We start from the raw sequence: 17,510 nt of genomic DNA, 5'->3' as shown, positions 1-17,510 counted from the left end.
TAGGTATTGTCGACAATCGTCTAATAACCATCTGCACCACAACGAAGCAGCCCCTCTGTTTATAGCCCCCCGCCAGCGCTGGCGCCATAAACCCACCGTGCTAGAATGCCGCCCGCATTTGTTTGTGACATCTGCACTGCTTGTCATAAATAGTTGATAGGCATACGAGGGAGCTTGCGCAGCGATGCCAGGGCCTTGAATCGAAGTACGGACCGCTGCGCACCAGGATTTATGAGACTCAAGCCCTTCCCCACATTCCTTTATCTTCTTTGCCTGCCCGGTTTCGCCGCGGCGGGGGAAAAGACCGTGTACGGCCTCAACGAGTACGCCTCCCTGGACGGCATCAACCTGGAAGTCGCCGCCAAACTCGACACCGGGGCGAAAACCGCTTCCTTGAGTGCCCGCGACATCAAACGCTTCAAACGCAATGGCGAGTCCTGGGTGCGCTTCTTTCTGGCCATCGACACCGCGCATTCACACCCCATCGAACGGCCACTGGCCCGCGTCAGCAAGATCAAGCGTCGTGCCGGCGACTACGACCCGGATGAAGGCAAGAAGTACACCGCCCGTCCGGTGATCGAGCTGGATATCTGCATGGGTTCGGCTTTACGCAGCATCGAAGTGAACCTAACTGACCGTAGTGCCTTCCAATATCCGCTCTTGATCGGCTCCGAAGCGCTGAAACGCTTCGACGCGCTGGTCGACCCCAGTCTTAAATACGCTGCTGGCAAACCCGCCTGCGCCACCGACGCACATACCGCAGAGTAATTCCAATGCGCGCTCTTACCCTCCATCTGAAACTGCTGATCGCCATCCTGGTGGTGCTGGGCATTTCAGTTACGGCCTATCAGATTTTCGTGCTCGGCATTCCCGTGACCGAGGACGCCACCGACGACTTGTGGAACATCGACGCCAAGGTCGAGTTCGTCGCCAGTGCCAAAGACCCGGTCAAGATCCAGATGTTCGTGCCGCCACTGAGCCGCGATTACGTCAGCCTCAACGAGAGCTTCATTTCCAATAACTACGGCGTGGCCGTGAACCGCGTCGACGGCAACCGCAAGGTCACCTGGTCGGCGCGCCGGGCCAAGGGCAATCAGACTCTTTATTACCGTCTGGTGCTGACCAAGCGCTACACCGGCGAAAAATCCAAGGTCAAAGGCCCGACCTTCCGCGACAGCATCGCCGTCGAAGGCGCAGAAAAAATCGCCGCCGAAGCCCTGCTCGCGCCGATCCGCCAACATTCGGCCGACGTCGAAACCTTCATCGGCGAAGCCATCAAGCGTGTCAACAATCTCAACGATGACAACGTGAAGCTGTTGCTGGGCGGCGATCCGTCCCCCGGGCACAAGGCTAAAATCGTCGAGCTGGTCCTGTCCATCGCCCACGTGCCGGTGGAAAAGGTCCACACCATCCGCCTGGTGGCTGACCAGCCGCAACTGCCGGAACTCTGGCTGCGCAGCTTCAACGGCACCGATTGGCTGTATTTCAACCCGGAAACCGGTGAGCAGGGCCTACCGACTGATCGCCTGCTGTGGTGGACCGGCGACGAAAACCTGATCACCGTCGATGGCGGCAAGAAAGCCAACGTGACGTTCAGCCTGAACAACAGCGAAATGAACGCGATTCGCCTGGCCAAGCTGACCGACGAAAACACCGACGCCAACTTCCTCGAATACTCGCTATATGGTTTGCCGCTGCAAACCCAGCAGACGTTCATGATCATGGTGATGATCCCGATCGGCGTGCTGGTGATCCTGATCCTGCGGAACCTGATCGGCTTGCAGACCCTCGGCACCTTTACCCCGGTGCTGATCGCCCTCGCCTTCCGCGAAACCCAGCTTGGCTTCGGGATCGTGCTGTTCACGGTCATCACGGCGCTGGGACTTTCGCTGCGTTCCTACCTTGAACACTTGAAGTTGCAGATGCTGCCGAGGCTGTCGGTGGTGCTGACCTTTGTGGTGGTGCTGATCGCGGCGATCAGCCTGTTCAGCCATAAACTCGGGCTGGAACGCGGATTGTCGGTGGCACTGTTCCCGATGGTGATTTTGACCATGACCATCGAACGCCTGTCGATTACCTGGGAAGAACGCGGCTCCGGTCATGCAATGAAAGTGGCGATCGGTACGCTGTTCGCTGCCTCCCTGGCGCACCTGATCATGAGCGTGCCGGAGTTGGTGTACTTCGTGTTCACCTTCCCGGCCATCCTGCTGATCCTGGTGGGCTTCATGCTGGCGATGGGTCGTTATCGCGGTTACCGCCTGACCGAACTGGTGCGTTTCAAGGCTTTCCTGAAGAAGGCTGACACCTGATGTTCGGTTTCTGGAAGACCTGGAAGGCCCTGGAAGCCCGGGGCATCATGGGGATCAATCGGCGTAACGCAGACTACGTGCTCAAGTACAACAAGCGCAGTCTGTACCCGATTGTCGATGACAAGATCATCACCAAAGAGCGTGCGATCGCCGCCGGCATTCATGTGCCGGAGCTGTACGGCGTGATCTCCACCGAGAAAGAAATCGATAACCTCGACAAGATCATCGGTGGGCGCAACGACTTCGTGATCAAACCGGCCCAGGGCGCGGGCGGCGACGGCATCATTGTGGTTGCCGACCGATTCGAGGGCCGCTATCGCACGGTGTCCGGCAAGATCATCGGCCATGAGGAACTCGAGCACCATATCTCGAGCATCCTCACCGGCCTGTACTCCCTGGGTGGTCACCGTGACCGCGCACTGATCGAATACCGCGTGATCCCGGACCAGATCTTCAAAAGCATCAGCTACGAAGGCGTCCCGGACATTCGCATCATCGTGCTGATGGGCTACCCGGTGATGGCAATGTTGCGCCTGCCGACGCGCCAGTCCGGCGGCAAGGCCAACCTGCACCAGGGCGCCATCGGCGTCGGCGTCGACCTCGCGACCGGGGAGACATTGCGCGGCACCTGGCTGAACAACATCATCACCAAACACCCGGACACCACCAACGCGGTGGATGGCGTGCAACTGCCCTACTGGGACGGTTTCATGAAACTCGCTGCCGGCTGTTATGAGCTGTGCGGGCTGGGCTACATCGGTGTCGACATGGTGCTCGACCAGGAAAAGGGCCCGCTGATTCTTGAGCTCAATGCCCGGCCCGGGTTGAACATCCAGATTGCCAATGATTGCGGCCTGACGCTGCGCACGCATGCGGTCGAAGCGCGGTTGGAAGAGCTGAAAGCGCGCGGGATCACCGAGACGGTGCGCGAGCGGGTGGAGTTTGTTCAGGAGACGTTTGGGCATATTCCTGCGGTTGAGGGTTGATCCCCTCGCCACAGGCCTCTCGCCAGCCGCTCTCAATCTACCAATCCCCGACATCCCCTCTAGGAGCAAATCCTGCAGAGGACTACAATCGCCACCCCGCCTCGATGGCTGATCTGCCCCGCCCATGTTGACCTGTTTCGTACACCCGCTGCCCTATCGCGCCAACCCCGCCGAGTACTTCGCGGCGATTCGTCATGCCCCCGGTGCCGTGCTGCTCGACAGTGGCCGGCCGAGTGCCGAACGTGGTCGGTATGACCTGCTCAGCGCCTGGCCACTGGAGCAATTAGCGGTATTGCCTGACGAAAGTGGCAGGGATTTCCTGCAACGCCTTCGCGACAATCTGACACGACTCGGTAAAGCAGCCGTTCCCTATGAACTGCCGTTTGCCGGCGGCCTGATCGGTTACCTGAGTTACGACTTCGGCCGACACCTGGAACACCTGCCAAGCCATGCCCTGGACGACTTGCACCTGCCAGATGCGCGTTTCGGGCTGTACGACTGGGCACTGATCAGCGACCACCACCAGGCCACCAGTCAATTGGTGTTCCACCCGACCCTGATCGACAGCGAGCGCCAGCGCCTGATCGCCTTGTTCAGTCAGCCTGCGGCTGAGCCGATCGAGCCGTTCAAGCTGAAAGCCTCCATGAAAGCCGACCTGAGCGCTGACGAGTATCGCCAAGCGCTTGAGCGCATTCAGCACTACATCCAGGCCGGCGACTGTTACCAGGTCAACTTCGCCCAGCGCTTTCGTGCGCAATGTGTGGGTGATCCGTGGGCTGCGTACATCGCGCTGCGAGCCGCATGCCCAACACCGTTTTCCGGTTTCCAGAGCCTGCCCGACGGCGGCGCTGTGTTGAGCCTGTCACCTGAGCGCTTCGTCAAAGTCAGTGAACGTCACGTGGAAACCCGCCCGATCAAAGGCACCCGGCCGCGAGGCATGACGTCGGCCGAAGACGCGGCGAACGCCGCCGAACTGCTGGCCAGCCCCAAGGACCGTGCGGAAAACCTGATGATCGTCGACCTGCTGCGCAACGACCTCGGCCGCACCTGCCGCATCGGCTCGGTGCGGGTGCCGGAGTTGTTCAGTCTGGAAAGCTATCCGAATGTGCATCACCTTGTGAGCAGCGTGACCGGCGAACTGGCGGATGACCGGGATACGCTGGACCTGATCGCCGGCAGTTTCCCGGGCGGATCGATTACCGGTGCACCGAAGATTCGTGCCATGCAGATCATCGACGAACTCGAGCCGACCCGACGTGGGTTGTATTGCGGTTCGTTGCTGTACCTGGACGTGCGCGGCGAGATGGACAGCTCCATCGCAATTCGCAGCCTGCTGGTCAAGGATGGGCAGGTGTGCTGCTGGGGCGGTGGCGGGATCGTCGCGGACTCGGAGTGGCAGGCCGAATATCAGGAATCGATTACCAAGGTGAAGGTCCTGCTGGAAACCCTGCAGAACCTCTAGCTTTTGCGGCTACAAACTCAAAGCCCGATTTGAAGCCTTGATAAACTCCTGCTTCAAATCCTCAAAGCTGTGCACCGCCGGAAATTGCGGAAACTCGCGAATCACGTTGTCCGGCGCGTGGAACAGAATCCCGGCATCGGCCTCGCCCAGCATCGTGGTGTCGTTGTAGGAATCCCCTGCCGCAATCACGCGGTAGTACAGGCTCTTGAACGCCAGAACCGACTGACGCTTCGGATCTTTCTGACGCAACTGATAGCTCGTTACCCGCCCAGAATCGTCGGTAATCAGACGATGGCACAGCAATGTCGGGAACCCCAGTTGGCGCATCAGCGGCTGCGAAAACTCGTAGAACGTGTCCGACAGAATCACTACCTGAAACCGCTCACGCAGCCAGTTGACGAACTCGACGGCGCCGTCCAGCGGCTTCAGCGTGGCGATCACTTCCTGAATGTCAGTGAGTTTCAAGCCGTGCTCGTCGAGAATTCGCAGGCGCTGTTTCATCAGCACGTCGTAGTCGGGAATGTCCCGGGTGGTCGCCCTCAGGGATTCAATACCGGTTTTTTCAGCGAACGCGATCCAGATTTCCGGGACCAGCACACCTTCGAGATCCAGACAGGCAATTTCCACAAGACACTCCCATTTGTATTGATTATTGAGTCGAGCGAGTAAAAGGACTGCCGAACTCTAGCGACTCAGGCTGCCCCGCGCAACGCACAGGGCGCGCCCGCCGCCGCAGGATTTTGTTACCATCAGGCCTATATAGAGCGCCCAGCGCCACCGACCTGTAGGAAGCCGCCCTGATGAGCCCATCGTTCGATGTCGTGGAACTCGCCACGACCTATGCCAACAAATCCGCCCAGGACATCCTGAAACTCGCGTTTGCCGAGTTTGGCGATGACTTGTGGATATCTTTCAGCGGCGCCGAGGACGTGGTGCTGGTGGACATGGCCTGGAAGCTGAACAAGAACGTCAAAGTGTTCAGCCTCGACACCGGCCGCCTGCACCCGGAGACCTACCGCTTCATCGATCAGGTGCGCGAGCACTACAAGATCGACATCGAACTGGTGTCGCCGGACTACACGAAACTGGAACCGTTCGTGAAGGAAAAAGGCCTGTTCAGCTTCTACAAGGACGGCCATGGCGAGTGCTGCGGCATCCGCAAGATCGAACCGCTGCGACGCAAGCTGTCGGGCGTAACCGCCTGGGCCACCGGCCAGCGTCGGGACCAGAGCCCGGGCACACGCAGCGCCGTCGCAGTGATGGAAATCGACACCGCGTTTTCCACCCCGGAACGCACCCTCTACAAATTCAACCCGCTGGCGCAAATGACCAGCGAAGAGATCTGGGGTTACATCCGCATGCTCGAACTGCCGTACAACAGCCTGCATGAACGCGGTTTCATCAGCATTGGCTGCGAACCGTGCACCCGCCCGGTGCTGCCGAACCAGCATGAACGTGAAGGCCGCTGGTGGTGGGAAGAGGCGACGCAGAAAGAATGCGGGTTGCATGCGGGGAATATCATCAGCAAGTCCAAGGCCTGATCCCGAGCTTTGTGAAATCCCCTGTGGGAGATTCTGCTCGTGATGAACGATGACGCGGTCTCAAGCCAACTCAAACCGCACTGAACCGCGATCCCAACCTCTGCTCCGCAAACTGCTCAATAATGAAATCCACAAACGCCCGGGTCTTGCCGGGCAGCAGTTTGTGTTCCGCGTAATAAATAGAAATATTGCCATCGTCGACATACCAGTCCGGCAACACCCGCTGCAACGTCCCGGCCTGCAGATACCCCGCAGCAAACGGCATGCTCACCAACGCGATGCCCAACCCCTGGACCGCCGTCGCACACGCCGCTTCCGAATCGCTCATGGTCATGCGCGCCTTGAGCGTCAGCGGGTTGTGTTGCTGAGTACTACTGGTCAATTGCCAGGAACGCACCCGACCGGTTTGTGGCGAGCGGATCAGGATGCCGTCGTGGTCCTTGAGTTGATCGGGCTCGACGATCACCGGCCGCGCCGCCAGATACCCGGCTGAAGCCACCAACACCCGATGCGCCGGCGCCAGCTTACGCGCCACCACGCCTTGCGGCAGCTCGAATCCCCCACCAATCGCCGCATCGAAACCCTGAGCGATCAGATCGACCTGACGGTTATCGAAATGCCAGTCGGGGTTGATCGCCGGAAAACGCCGCAGAAATTCGCCTAGCAAGGGTACGACGTATAAACGCCCGAACACCGTGCCCATGCTGACTTTCAGTGTTCCCGCCGGCAGACCCTCGGCGCTGGCCAGGTTGGCCACCGCATTCTGGATCGTGTGCAAGCTGGAACTGACTTCGCCGAGAAACAGGTGACCGGCCTCGGTCAACGTCAGGCTTCGCGTGCTGCGCTGGAACAGCCGCACACCCAGCCGGGCCTCAAGCTTTGCAACACTTTTGCCCACCGCCGCCGGAGTCAGGCTCAAGCGTCGCGCGGCTTCGGCGAAGCTGCCAACCTCGGCGCTGCGCACGAAGCATTCGATACTGCTGAAGGTTTCCATAGGCGCCACTATAAACTTCTGGTTTACACAGACTATCGCGATTGCCGTCTACACAGCGTGTAATCCGCAATCGATACTAGGCTCCATCAACCGAGACATCTCGCCTCGGGACTTCGGAGATCGTTATGACTACTCAGAACCTCAGCGGCAAAGTGGCTTTGATTCAAGGCGGGTCCCGCGGCATCGGCGCCGCCATTGTCAAACGCCTGGCCGCTGAAGGCGCGACCGTTGCCTTCACCTATGTCAGCTCCACGGCCAAAGCCGAAGCCTTGCAAGACAGCATCACTGGCAATGGCGGCAAAGCCCTCGCCATCAAGGCCGACAGCGCCGACGCCGAGGCCATTCGCAACGCCGTGACCACCACCGTAGAAACCTTTGGTCGCCTCGACATCCTCGTCAACAACGCCGGCGTGCTGGCCGTTGCGCCACTGGAGGATTTCAAACTCGAAGATTTCGACCAGACCCTGGCCATCAACGTGCGCAGCGTGTTCATCGCCACCCAGGCCGCCGCCAAACACATGACTGAAGGCGGTCGCATCATCAACATCGGCAGCACCAACGCCGACCGCATGCCCTTCGCCGGTGGCGGCCCTTACGCCATGAGCAAATCGGCGCTGGTCGGCCTGACCAAAGGCCTGGCCCGCGACCTCGGCCCGCGCGGCATCACCATCAACAACGTGCAACCGGGACCGGTCGACACCGACATGAACCCGGCCAACGGTGACTTCGCCGACAGCCTGATCCCGCTGATGGCGGTGGGGCGTTACGGCAAAGCCGAAGAAATCGCCAGCTTTGTTGCCTACCTGGTTGGGCCGGAAGCCGGTTACATCACAGGGGCGAGCCTGACCATCGACGGTGGTTTTGGCGCCTGATGCTTTAAACACAATCCAAATGTGGGAGCGGGCTTGCTCCCACGTTTTCCGTCGTTAAGCCCATTCGAGGGCTGGCAAACCGCATGCACTCGGGTTGAACGCCTTCAACGAACGAAGAATGCCATCGGCATGCGCATACTTTTCGTCAGCCATCGCCGCGTCGGGAATCGCAATCGCCGTCATCCCCGCCGCTTTCGCCGCCGTGACACCGAACGGTGAGTCTTCGAACACCAGGCAATCTTCGGGCGCAACGCCCAGGCGCCGCGCCGCCGTTAGGAAGATGTCCGGCGCCGGTTTGGCCGCGCCCACTTCAGGGTCATCGGCCGTCACGACGAAATCGAACAGCGCGAACCAGTCACGGTGCAAGGTGGTTTTCTGGCCAAATGACTGGCGCGAAGAACTGGTGCCAACCGCGATCGGAATGTTGTTGGCTTTCAAGTGCCGAACCAGTTCCTCGGCGCCGGGCATCGCCAGCGCTCGCGGAAAACGCTCGCGCATCAGCGGTTCGCGAATCACCAGAAACTCTTCGGCGGTGATGGGCAACTCCAGCGCCTCAACCACGTACCGCGCCAGATCACCCGCGCCACGGCCGATAATGTTCTGTTTGATGCTCCAGTCGAAGACTCGACCGTAGCGCGCGGCAATCATGGACGTGACCTCGGTATAAATGCCCTCGGTGTCCAGCAACAAGCCGTCCATATCGAAAATCACGGCCTTGATCGGGCCGTATTCATTCAGCGGTGCATTCATCGCATCTGATCCGTTTTCTAATGACATCCCAGAGGCGGCTCAGGTGCGGCCGGGTCCGTGATCGATTAAAGGATTCAGCAGCATAGCGAGCGCGGCTGCCATCGAGCAACGGGCAATCCCTGACAGATACAAAAAGTGCTCGTCGTCATTTAGCGATTTTCCCTACATAAAACGCCTCCTTTCCCGACTTCTTTACCCGTTGATCCCTAGCAAAGTCTCGCGCTCAAACTTGATCTGCGCGAGGGACTGCGAATGTTCGTACCTGACAAGGTACTGGCCTTGAATAACGCCATCGGCCTGCTGGTGGTTGCCGCCATGGACCCCGAGCAGCCGAATATCGAGGCGCTGCTCGGCGACTTCCGGCTTTGCCTCAATGACTACGATGCCTGGGCCGAAAGTTTCTGGACCGGCAAGGCGCTGGACATCGAGCAGGTGTTCAAGGTCGGCAACGAAGTCCGCCTGGTCGCGCCGAAGAATTCCACCACCCCTGTCAGTTCGACCGTCGCCGCGTGCCCGGCAGCGGGCCCGCTGACCCTGGTGCACATGTTCGACGCCGCGCGGTTCGTGCCGATCGGCAACACCCCGGTGATGCTTGAGCCTTTGAACAGTGACGGCACGTTCGGCGAGCCGGTCCATCACGAGATCGGCCCCAGCGGCATCCTCGAAATCCCCGAGTGCGAACGCAGCCTGCGTTATCGCACCACCTTCTTCCCGAATGTTTCCGCTGAGCATGTCAAAGCGCTTTATGCCTCTTATCAAGGCGTCATCAGCGGTCTGGAAGGCTGGCTGCGTAGCGAGTGGGCGACTGAATTCGAACCCTCGTGGGCCGAGTTCGCCGAGGCTGGCTTCATCAAACGCTACGGCCTGCTGCAACAAGCCGACTGGCGCGGTCTAGAGAATTCCCTGAACGAGCTATGGGATGACGTGAAGCAGCTCTACGAGTTGATCGCGGACCTGCAAGCCAACAGTGAAAAACTCCTTGAGTACCTGACCGAAACTGAACTTGAAACGCTGCTGGACGCTTCAGCGCAATCCATCGCCAATCTATTGTTGGTATTGAGTGATGAGCCGTTGCTGTTCATTCATCTGGCGGCGATCACCAGTTGGTTGCGGATGTTGCCTCCACAGTTCAGCGCCGAAGTCGTGGCAGAGATTCGTACCGGAATCTTGATCGGCTTCCTGCTAGCGCGCTTCACAGGTCCTACAGGGCTGAAGCTCGGCATCAGCGCCAAGGTGCTGGACAAGGTCAAATCCAAGCGAGCGCGCAAATGGCTGGCCGCCGCGAGCCTGAGGTTGGCCGGGCTTGGCACCCAATCCGACCTGACGACCCACGCGGGCGTACTCAAACCCCTCGCGGTCAATGTCCGAAATGCTCCGCTGAAACCCGCACCCGCCGTGCCGTTGCAGATCAGCATGGGCATTGCGCCGGTTGTGACAGTGCAGAATCCTGTCGCCATTGCTCGCGACAAATCCGCCGCCATGACCCGATTGAGCCGGCAGGAACACCGTGACGACGTTTCCGATCAAGCGAAAAACCCCAACGGCGACAGCGCCGATTGCGGGCCGCTGACCTGCACCAACGGTTGCCCGGTGTCGATGGTCACTGGCGAAGAATTGCTGACACTCGACGATGGTTCGCTGAACGGCTTGCTGACTTTCGCGTTTACCCGGTTGTACCGAACCAGCGCCGTGGAAATGGATTGCGGGCTGGGTTGGGGCTGGAGTCATTCGCTGGCGCATCGTCTGGAGCTGGACGCAGAACAGGTCGTCTGGACCGACCACGAAAACCGTCGCACGACGTTTCCACTGCCCAGTCTTTCGCGTCCAGCGATTCATAACAGCCTGTCCCGGGCCGCGATTTACCTGGGGAACAAACCTGAAGAACTGGTCCTCGTACTGGCCGGTGAGACGGCGCGGTTCTATCACTTTGTGAAGGGTCGGCTGACGACCATCAGTGATGCCTACGACAACCGGCTTCACATTACCCGCGACCGTCAGGATCGCATTCAACGCATCGACAACGGCGCGGGACGTTCACTGCTATTGCGTTACGAGCGCCGACACATCGTAGCGGTCGAGTATCAGTCGTTTCATCCCGCCGACGGGTTGCTGGATGCCTGGCGTACCGAGCAAACGCTGATTGCCTACCGCTACGACGCCCGTCAACGCCTGATCGAAGCGACCAATGCGGCCGGCGAAAGCGAGCGGTACGACTACGACGATCAACACGTGATTCTGCAGCGGCAACTGGCCGGTGGGGCAAGTTTTTTCTGGGAGTGGGAAAGGTCTGGCAAGGCGGCCAGATGTGTCAGGCACTGGGCGACGTTTTCGCAGATGGATACGCGTTATGCCTGGGATGAAGACGGCGCCGTGTTGGTAAAAAACACCGATGGCAGCGAAGAATTTTATGTCCATGACGATAAGGCGCGATTGGTGCGTCGGGTTGAGCCGGATGGCGGCGAGCATCTCAAGGCCTACGACGACCAGGGCCGATTAACGACCGAGCGCGGTCCATCAGGGGCGATCACCCAGTATCGCTACGACGAGGTCGGGCGGCTGATCGCGCTGATTCCACCGGAAGACGAGCCAACATCCTACGAATATCGCAACGGTTTCCTGCATGCGCGATATCGCGGTAAAGCGGTGTGGAAATACCAACGCAATGTGCAGGGGGATGTCACCGAGGCCATCGATCCCGAGGGCCACATCACTCACTACCACTACGATGCTCAAGGACGGCTGCAGTCTATCCGTTACCCGGACACCAGCCGTCATGTGTTCGTGTGGGATGCCATCGGGCAACTGGTCGAAGAGACGTTGCCGGACGGCAGTCAGCGGCGTTTTTCCTACGATGTATTGGGTCGGCAGATTACCCGTCAGGACGAACACGGCGCCGTCGCTCACTACCAATGGGACGCCGTTGGCCGACTTATTCAAACGACTCTGCCTACAGGCGCCAGTCGTGCGTTCAGCTACAACGCCTACGGCAAAATCACCGCCGAACGCGATGAACTGGGGCGCGTTACCCGTTTTGAATACGACGATGACCTGCACCTGGTCAGCCGTCGAATCAATCCCGACGGCACACAGCTGCATTATCGCTACGACAACGCCCGGCTGCTCCTGACAGAAATCGAAAACGAATCCGGCGAACACTATCGACTGGACTACACGCCCGGCGGATTGATCCGACAGGAAACCGGCTTCGATGGCCGGCGCACAGCGTATGCCTACGACCTCAACGGCCATCTACTGGAAAAAACCGAATTCGGTGATGACGGCTCGCAGCTGTTTACCAGTTACCAGCGCGATACGGCCGGACGCCTGTTGGTCAAAAACCTGCCCAATGGTGTCAACGTCGAGTATCGCTATGACCGCCTCGGTCGATTGGCCAGCGTCGATGACGGCCACGACCATCCGCTGGAGTTCGAGTACGACAAGCAGAACCGCCTGATCACCGAGCATCAGGGCTGGGGCACGCTGCGCTATGCCTACGACGCCTGCGGAAAACTCAACCATCTGCGTCTGCCGGACAACAGCAAACTCGACTATCACCACGCCAAGGGTGGTGCGCTGACAGCCATCGACCTGAACGGCACACGCCTTACAAGCCACACGTACAAATCCGGCCGCGAACTGCAGCGCAAGCAAGGCATGTTGCTGAGCCAGTACGACTACGACGAACAGGGTCGTCTGAAAGCGCATGCTGTCAGCCAACACCAGCAACCGCTGTATCGCCGCGACTATGCCTACCGCGCCAACGGCAATCTTGAGCACATCGCCGACACCCGTCATGGCCAACGCAGCTATCAATACGATCCGCTCGACCGACTGATCCGCGTCCGCCACTCCCGCGACCAGCAGCCCGAAAGCTTTGCCCATGACCCCGCCGGCAACCTGTTGATGCAGGACCGTCCAGGCCCCGTCACCCTCAAAGGCAATCGCCTGCTGATGCAAGGCGATCGCCATTTCGACTACGACGCCTTCGGCAACCTGATCCGCGAGCGCCGTGGCGCCGCACAAAAACTCGTCACCGAATACCACTACGACTGCCAGCATCGATTAATCGGCGCCACTCTCCCGAACGGCAACACCGCCAGCTACCGTTACGACGCCTTCGGCCGCCGCATCAGCAAAACCGTCGACGGCAAAACCTCCGAATTTTTCTGGCAAGGCGACCTCCTCATCGCAGAAAGTGGCCGCGAGCATTACCGCAGCTACATCTACGAACCCGGCACCTTCCGCCCGCTGGCCATGCTCGACGGCAAAGGCCCACGCCAGGCCTGCCCGTTCTACTACCAACTCGACCACCTTGGGACACCGCAAGAACTCACCGACTACAGCGGCGATATCATCTGGGCTGCCCAGTACACCGCCTATGGCCGCCTGACTCGCCTCAATCGTGATACCCATCAGGTTCTGGATCAGCCATTGAGGTTCCAGGGGCAGTATTACGATGCGGAGACGGGACTGCATTACAACCGGCATCGGTACTACTGGACTGGCCCCTGCTAAACCGGACACCAATACCCCGTTAAATTGATGCCGCTGCCAAACGCCTAAACTCCCGCGGTGAACGGTATTTTAGAGCGCTGTGCGGATGCTCCTCGTTGTAATGCTCAAAGGCAACCGTCAGGTTGCGCAAGGCGGTTTCCCGGTCAGGTTTGGGCATGTGCGCGACGTAGTCGCGCTTCATCGTTTTAACGAAGCTCTCGGCCATGCCGTTGCTCTGCGGGCTGCGCACCGGTGTCGTCACCGGCTGTAAACCGATCTGTCGGGCAAACTGGCGTGTCTGTTCAGCGATGTAGGCCGAGCCGTTATCGCTCAGCCATTGCACCGGGGTGGCAGGCGGTTCTTCACCGAAGCGTGTTTCCACCGCTTCCAGCATCAGATCGCGGATATCGTCGCCGCTGTACCCCGTCGGGCTGGCCACCCAGCCGATGGCTTCGCGGTCGCAGCAGTCCAGGGCGAAGGTCACGCTCAGCTTGTCGCCGTCTTCACAGCGAAACTCAAACCCGTCAGAGCACCAGCGGGTATCGCTGGTGGCCACTGCGATGCGGCCTTCATGGCGGCGCGCCACTCCGGGCTGTTTAATTCGACGCTCCAGCAGTAACTGATGATCGCGCATCACGCGATAGACCCGTTTGACGTTGATTGGCGCCTGACTTTGTTGTTCGCGCCGACGACGGAGCAAACCCCACACACGGCGGTAGCCATAGCTGGGCAACTCACTGACTTCAGACTGAATCTCTTTGACCAAAGCGGCATCGTCCATTCTTGGACGACGCCTTGCGGGCCGTGCAGCTGGCTTGAGTCGAACCGTTAATTGCGAGCGCGCTACACCGAGACTTTCACTGATCAGCTTCACAGGTCGTCCCCCGGCAACAAGGGTGAGTGCGCAATCCATTTTCGCGACCGAGCAATCTCCACGGCTTCCTGAAGGATCTCGACTTGCATGGTTTTCTTGCCCAGCATCCGTTGTAACTCACGGATCTGTTTGAGTGCGTCGGCCAATTCAGAAGCCGGCACTACGGTCTCTCCGGCACTGACCGCCGAGAGGCTGCCATTCTGATAAAGCTTGCGCCATTGGAAGAGTTGGTTGGCATTCACGCCATGGCGCCGGGCCACGACCGAAACACTTTGTCCTGGTTGCAGACTCTCGCGAACCATCGCCAGCTTTTGCTCTGGGCTCCAACGGCGACGACGCTCCTGGCCCAGCAGCTCCCCACCCTTATCACTACTATTAGTCATATACATAACCGTTTGCCTATCCCTTATCTTAAGGGGGAAACGGTGTCCTGTCTTTCATGGGGCTCGTCCAACTACAACCCGGATGTGGGACGGTATCTGACGCCGGATCCGAGTAAGTTGGCGGGTGGGTTAAACGGGTATCAATACACGCGCAATCCCACCGGGTGGGTTGATCCGTTGGGGTTGAATGATTGTCCTGGAGGGGATGGGTGCAAGAGGCCTTCGTTTGGGGATGAGGATCCGGCGGGGAAGGCGAAGGTTGATGAGGGGGAGCCCAGCGCTCCATCACCTAAACCAAAAAATCGTTACTTATATCGCGGAGATTCACGGGAATCGTGGGAGATATTTGAAGCCGGCTTTGAGCCCTTGGGAGACAGCATGGACCTTTACTTACACGCATTGGACAACCGAAGCCCTCCCAGCTTCTTTGTCAGCACCTCGACTTCGGAAAAGGAAGCTATAAAATTTGCAACGGGTTATGGATATGAAGACGGGTTCGTCTATGTAATAAAAAATATTCGCGGGATAGATGTGAATAAAAAACTCGGCATTATTTCGCCTCATAGAGGTGAGGTTGAAATAGCTATGCCTGGCGGAGTAGACAATCGAGACATTCTCGGTGTGACCCCCGTCAACGCCGATGGCAGCTATAAGGGCTACTCAACCCCCAACCCACGCAGGAAGTGATCGTGAACAAAACAATAGAAATATCCGTAGACTCCTGCGGAGTCACCGAGAAAGTTTCAATCGAATGCGACCGAAAAAATCTGACATTGGTTTTCACAACGAAAAACGGCTTGAGAAAAACATACACGGCTCATGATCTTTACGAATGCTTTGGGCTGTTGCGAGCCGATTTTCCGGAAATAAATTTTCTATGCAAAGGCGCAAAACTCAACGTATATCCCTCGCGTATGGCATCGCAAATGGCCGGTGGCATAGTGGCGTATGAGCTTCATATGGGACAGCCAGCTGAAACTGAAGATGTGGTTAATATCTTCGATTATGAAGACAAAGACATCACAACTGATATTCAACAACAAAGGGACTTCTATAAGCGTTGGCTTGCATCGTTCATGCCCTAGCAAAAAAAAAACGCTATAGCAATCTACGCTCATAAATATCCAAGAGAAAAAAGAGCAGATTTAGTTAGCCACATCACTTTAGCCAAAAAAGCCCAGTTCTAACTGGGCTCATCTTCCTGAAATATATGGATTAACCACCCGAACCACTCGTCCCACCACCAGCACCACCCGTCCCTCCTCCCGCACTACCCGAACTCCCACCGCTCCCACCGCTCCCACCTCCACTCATCCCCGAACCACCAGAACTACCGGATCCTCCAGACCCACTCCCAGAACCACTCCCCATCGAACTTCCACCACTCATCGACCCGCTTCCTGCTCCCGGGCTGGTGCTACTCCCGTTCGCATCACCGGCATTTCCACTGCCAATCGAGCCAGGCGGCAGCGCCTTCCCGTCTCCAGAACCCGCATTCATTTCAGTAGACGGCGGCATCCCGCCCTTATCGACCGGCGCGTCATTGCCGGAAGATTGAGCAAACGCCGCCATTGAACTGACCAACAACACGCCGCTCACCGTCAGGACCATCAATGTTGACCTGATCATGGTGCATCTCCTTAAAAAGGTGCGTACCTGATTTCTGGCAGCGTTGGCTTTTCAAAGGTACAGCCCAATCGACGAATGGTTTTTCAGCTCGGCTCACCGGACCCATCGTTATCAGCAATGTCCGGATCTTCGGGAATAGCCTCCACATCGCCACGTTTCACATCATCAGTCGGCACTTGCTCAACCGCAGTGTCGTCGTCAGGCGGACGTTGATCGCGACTCAAGGAATCGGTGGGCGAAGGCAGCGGGTATTCAGGGGTGTCGTCATCGTCGACTTTCGGATCAGCATTCATAAAGCACCTCTCGAAGGGCCTGAAAAGCAGGCCCTGAAATTTCGAGGGCTGGGCAATGCTTGCGTTCGATCAGAGAGACGATCGGTCGATTGCGCCACAACGCTGGTCAATCTTCGTCTTCATCCTCTTCTTCATACTCGAGGTTTCCCACATCCCCCGCGTCATCGGAATCGTTAAGCGGGACCGTTGCGTCATCCATCAAAGAACCCGGATCTTCGTTGCCGGGGTCATTGATGACCGGGAGCCCACTCGGGCCTTTTTCTTCCTTGCCTTCGGTTTCAGGTGTCATGGCAGTTCTCACAACGTTGGGTGTATGACGTTCGAGGCGGCCTGCGACCAAACGTTCCGGGGTCCAGCAAGCAGATACGAAAAACCCGGCCTGGGCCGGGTTTCTGATGTCACTCGATGTCGAATCAGTGATGTTTATTCTTGTGCTTGTTTTTGTGCTTATTTTTATGGCCGCCCCCGGAATGGGAGCTGCCGTTGTCGCTGCCGAGGTTGTTGCCGACCGCCCCACCTGCTGCACCGCCCAGGCCTGCGCCAATGGTCGAGCCGGTAGAACCGCCGAGGCTATTGCCGATCACCGAGCCGCCTGCCGAGCCTAATCCACCGCCAATCGCTGCCTCTGTGCGACTGCCCTTGTTCGCACCAACCGCACTGCCCGCAGCGCCGCCAACGCCGGCGCCAATCGCTGCGCCTGTGCTGCCGCCCATTTGCTGACCCAATACGTTACCCAGTGCACCGCCAAGACCGCCACCCACTGCTGCAGTGCCGTCACCGGCAGCCATTGCACCTTGAGCGACCAAAAGTCCCAGAAACATCGTGGACAATGTCAAACGCATGATATGAACCTCAAAATTCCGTATCGGGGGTAAAAGTACGCGCTACGGATGGGCGTGAGTCTAACACCTGCACTCACTGAA

Annotated in this window: 15 protein-coding genes and 1 pseudogene; 9 read left to right on the top strand and 7 right to left on the bottom strand. The window is 58.6% G+C overall.

Features of this window, described 5'->3' with window-relative positions; genetic code table 11:
* Window positions 1-231: 231 nt before the first annotated feature.
* The 4 genes from rloA to pabB all read left to right on the top strand — a co-directional run bounded on the left by rloA (window position 232) and on the right by pabB (window position 4,757).
* Window positions 232-768, top strand: coding sequence for a retropepsin-like aspartic peptidase RloA (gene rloA / locus ACA068_RS10040; protein WP_497309476.1), 537 nt, complete (start codon window positions 232-234; stop codon window positions 766-768).
* Between the two features lie 5 nt (window positions 769-773).
* Entirely contained in the window at window positions 774-2,309 is a 1,536-nt protein-coding gene (gene rloB / locus ACA068_RS10035) for an osmotic stress tolerance membrane protein RloB (RefSeq protein ID WP_497309474.1), read from the top strand.
* On the top strand, window positions 2,309-3,295 hold the full coding sequence (locus tag ACA068_RS10030) for an alpha-L-glutamate ligase-like protein (RefSeq protein ID WP_497309472.1): 987 nt from the start codon (window positions 2,309-2,311) through the stop codon (window positions 3,293-3,295). Before rloB ends, ACA068_RS10030 begins: the two co-directional genes overlap by 1 nt.
* A gap of 124 nt (window positions 3,296-3,419) precedes the next feature.
* Window positions 3,420-4,757: an aminodeoxychorismate synthase component I gene (gene pabB / locus ACA068_RS10025; protein WP_497309470.1), complete on the top strand. Its 1,338-nt coding sequence runs from the start codon at window positions 3,420-3,422 to the stop codon at window positions 4,755-4,757.
* A gap of 9 nt (window positions 4,758-4,766) precedes the next feature.
* On the opposite strand, the gene thrH is transcribed toward pabB, so the two are convergent.
* Entirely contained in the window at window positions 4,767-5,384 is a 618-nt protein-coding gene (gene thrH / locus ACA068_RS10020) for a bifunctional phosphoserine phosphatase/homoserine phosphotransferase ThrH (protein WP_497309469.1), read from the bottom strand.
* A gap of 173 nt (window positions 5,385-5,557) precedes the next feature.
* On the opposite strand from thrH, the gene ACA068_RS10015 reads away from it, so the two are divergent.
* Entirely contained in the window at window positions 5,558-6,298 is a 741-nt protein-coding gene (locus tag ACA068_RS10015; protein ID WP_150800675.1) for a phosphoadenylyl-sulfate reductase, read from the top strand.
* A gap of 70 nt (window positions 6,299-6,368) precedes the next feature.
* Here the strand turns inward: ACA068_RS10015 and ACA068_RS10010 are convergent, their stop codons facing one another.
* Window positions 6,369-7,292: a LysR family transcriptional regulator gene (locus tag ACA068_RS10010; protein WP_497309467.1), complete on the bottom strand. Its 924-nt coding sequence runs from the start codon at window positions 7,290-7,292 to the stop codon at window positions 6,369-6,371.
* 125 nt (window positions 7,293-7,417) lie between these two features.
* Here ACA068_RS10010 and ACA068_RS10005 point away from each other — a divergent pair, with 125 nt between their 5' ends.
* Complete coding sequence (locus ACA068_RS10005) at window positions 7,418-8,164, top strand: 3-oxoacyl-ACP reductase family protein (RefSeq protein WP_497309466.1); 747 nt, start codon at window positions 7,418-7,420, stop codon at window positions 8,162-8,164.
* A gap of 54 nt (window positions 8,165-8,218) precedes the next feature.
* Here the strand turns inward: ACA068_RS10005 and ACA068_RS10000 are convergent, their stop codons facing one another.
* Window positions 8,219-8,914, bottom strand: a complete 696-nt coding sequence (locus ACA068_RS10000) for an HAD-IA family hydrolase (protein WP_497309464.1) — start codon at window positions 8,912-8,914, stop codon at window positions 8,219-8,221.
* Between the two features lie 252 nt (window positions 8,915-9,166).
* Here ACA068_RS10000 and ACA068_RS09995 point away from each other — a divergent pair, with 252 nt between their 5' ends.
* A complete protein-coding gene (locus ACA068_RS09995) occupies window positions 9,167-13,429 on the top strand; it encodes a DUF6531 domain-containing protein (RefSeq protein ID WP_497309462.1) in 4,263 nt (1,420 codons plus the stop codon).
* Between the two features lie 19 nt (window positions 13,430-13,448).
* Here ACA068_RS09995 and ACA068_RS09990 read toward each other — a convergent pair.
* A protein-coding gene (locus ACA068_RS09990; RefSeq protein ID WP_497304932.1) for an IS3 family transposase occupies window positions 13,449-14,665 on the bottom strand; the annotation gives its coding sequence in 2 pieces (ribosomal slippage) (window positions 13,449-14,320 and window positions 14,320-14,665; 1,218 coding nt in all).
* A 72-nt stretch (window positions 14,666-14,737) separates the two neighbouring features.
* Here ACA068_RS09990 and ACA068_RS09985 point away from each other — a divergent pair.
* Window positions 14,738-15,352 (top strand): annotated as a pseudogene (locus tag ACA068_RS09985) (scabin-related ADP-ribosyltransferase); the annotation flags it as partial.
* Window positions 15,353-15,354: 2 nt separating this feature from the next.
* Window positions 15,355-15,750: a hypothetical protein gene (locus ACA068_RS09980; RefSeq protein WP_497309461.1), complete on the top strand. Its 396-nt coding sequence runs from the start codon at window positions 15,355-15,357 to the stop codon at window positions 15,748-15,750.
* A gap of 627 nt (window positions 15,751-16,377) precedes the next feature.
* Here ACA068_RS09980 and ACA068_RS09975 read toward each other — a convergent pair.
* The 3 genes from ACA068_RS09975 to ACA068_RS09965 all read right to left on the bottom strand — a co-directional run bounded on the left by ACA068_RS09975 (window position 16,378) and on the right by ACA068_RS09965 (window position 17,429).
* Window positions 16,378-16,587, bottom strand: coding sequence for a hypothetical protein (locus tag ACA068_RS09975; protein WP_497309460.1), 210 nt, complete (start codon window positions 16,585-16,587; stop codon window positions 16,378-16,380).
* Between the two features lie 106 nt (window positions 16,588-16,693).
* Window positions 16,694-16,876, bottom strand: coding sequence for a hypothetical protein (locus ACA068_RS09970; RefSeq protein WP_497309459.1), 183 nt, complete (start codon window positions 16,874-16,876; stop codon window positions 16,694-16,696).
* 124 nt (window positions 16,877-17,000) lie between these two features.
* On the bottom strand, window positions 17,001-17,429 hold the full coding sequence (locus ACA068_RS09965) for a glycine zipper domain-containing protein (RefSeq protein ID WP_497309457.1): 429 nt from the start codon (window positions 17,427-17,429) through the stop codon (window positions 17,001-17,003).
* Window positions 17,430-17,510: the final 81 nt, after the last annotated feature.

This window comes from Pseudomonas sp. LBUM1660, from assembly GCF_059695935.1.
The sequence above is the reverse complement of the archived record's forward strand: the minus strand, read 5'-3'. Positions and strand labels throughout refer to the sequence as shown.

What these genes read in the sequence shown, in the direction of transcription:
- ACA068_RS10010 (WP_497309467.1), bottom strand. Translation starts at nt 7,292, where the DNA reads ATGGAAACCTTCAGCAGTATCGAATGCTTCGTGCGCAGCGCCGAGGTT.
- ACA068_RS10005 (WP_497309466.1), top strand. Translation starts at nt 7,418, where the DNA reads ATGACTACTCAGAACCTCAGCGGCAAAGTGGCTTTGATTCAAGGCGGG.
- ACA068_RS09970 (WP_497309459.1), bottom strand. Translation starts at nt 16,876, where the DNA reads ATGACACCTGAAACCGAAGGCAAGGAAGAAAAAGGCCCGAGTGGGCTC.
- ACA068_RS09965 (WP_497309457.1), bottom strand. Translation starts at nt 17,429, where the DNA reads ATGCGTTTGACATTGTCCACGATGTTTCTGGGACTTTTGGTCGCTCAA.
- rloA (WP_497309476.1), top strand. Translation starts at nt 232, where the DNA reads ATGAGACTCAAGCCCTTCCCCACATTCCTTTATCTTCTTTGCCTGCCC.
- pabB (WP_497309470.1), top strand. Translation starts at nt 3,420, where the DNA reads ATGTTGACCTGTTTCGTACACCCGCTGCCCTATCGCGCCAACCCCGCC.
- ACA068_RS10015 (WP_150800675.1), top strand. Translation starts at nt 5,558, where the DNA reads ATGAGCCCATCGTTCGATGTCGTGGAACTCGCCACGACCTATGCCAAC.
- ACA068_RS10030 (WP_497309472.1), top strand. Translation starts at nt 2,309, where the DNA reads ATGTTCGGTTTCTGGAAGACCTGGAAGGCCCTGGAAGCCCGGGGCATC.
- ACA068_RS09995 (WP_497309462.1), top strand. Translation starts at nt 9,167, where the DNA reads ATGTTCGTACCTGACAAGGTACTGGCCTTGAATAACGCCATCGGCCTG.
- ACA068_RS09975 (WP_497309460.1), bottom strand. Translation starts at nt 16,587, where the DNA reads ATGAATGCTGATCCGAAAGTCGACGATGACGACACCCCTGAATACCCG.
- rloB (WP_497309474.1), top strand. Translation starts at nt 774, where the DNA reads ATGCGCGCTCTTACCCTCCATCTGAAACTGCTGATCGCCATCCTGGTG.
- ACA068_RS10000 (WP_497309464.1), bottom strand. Translation starts at nt 8,914, where the DNA reads ATGAATGCACCGCTGAATGAATACGGCCCGATCAAGGCCGTGATTTTC.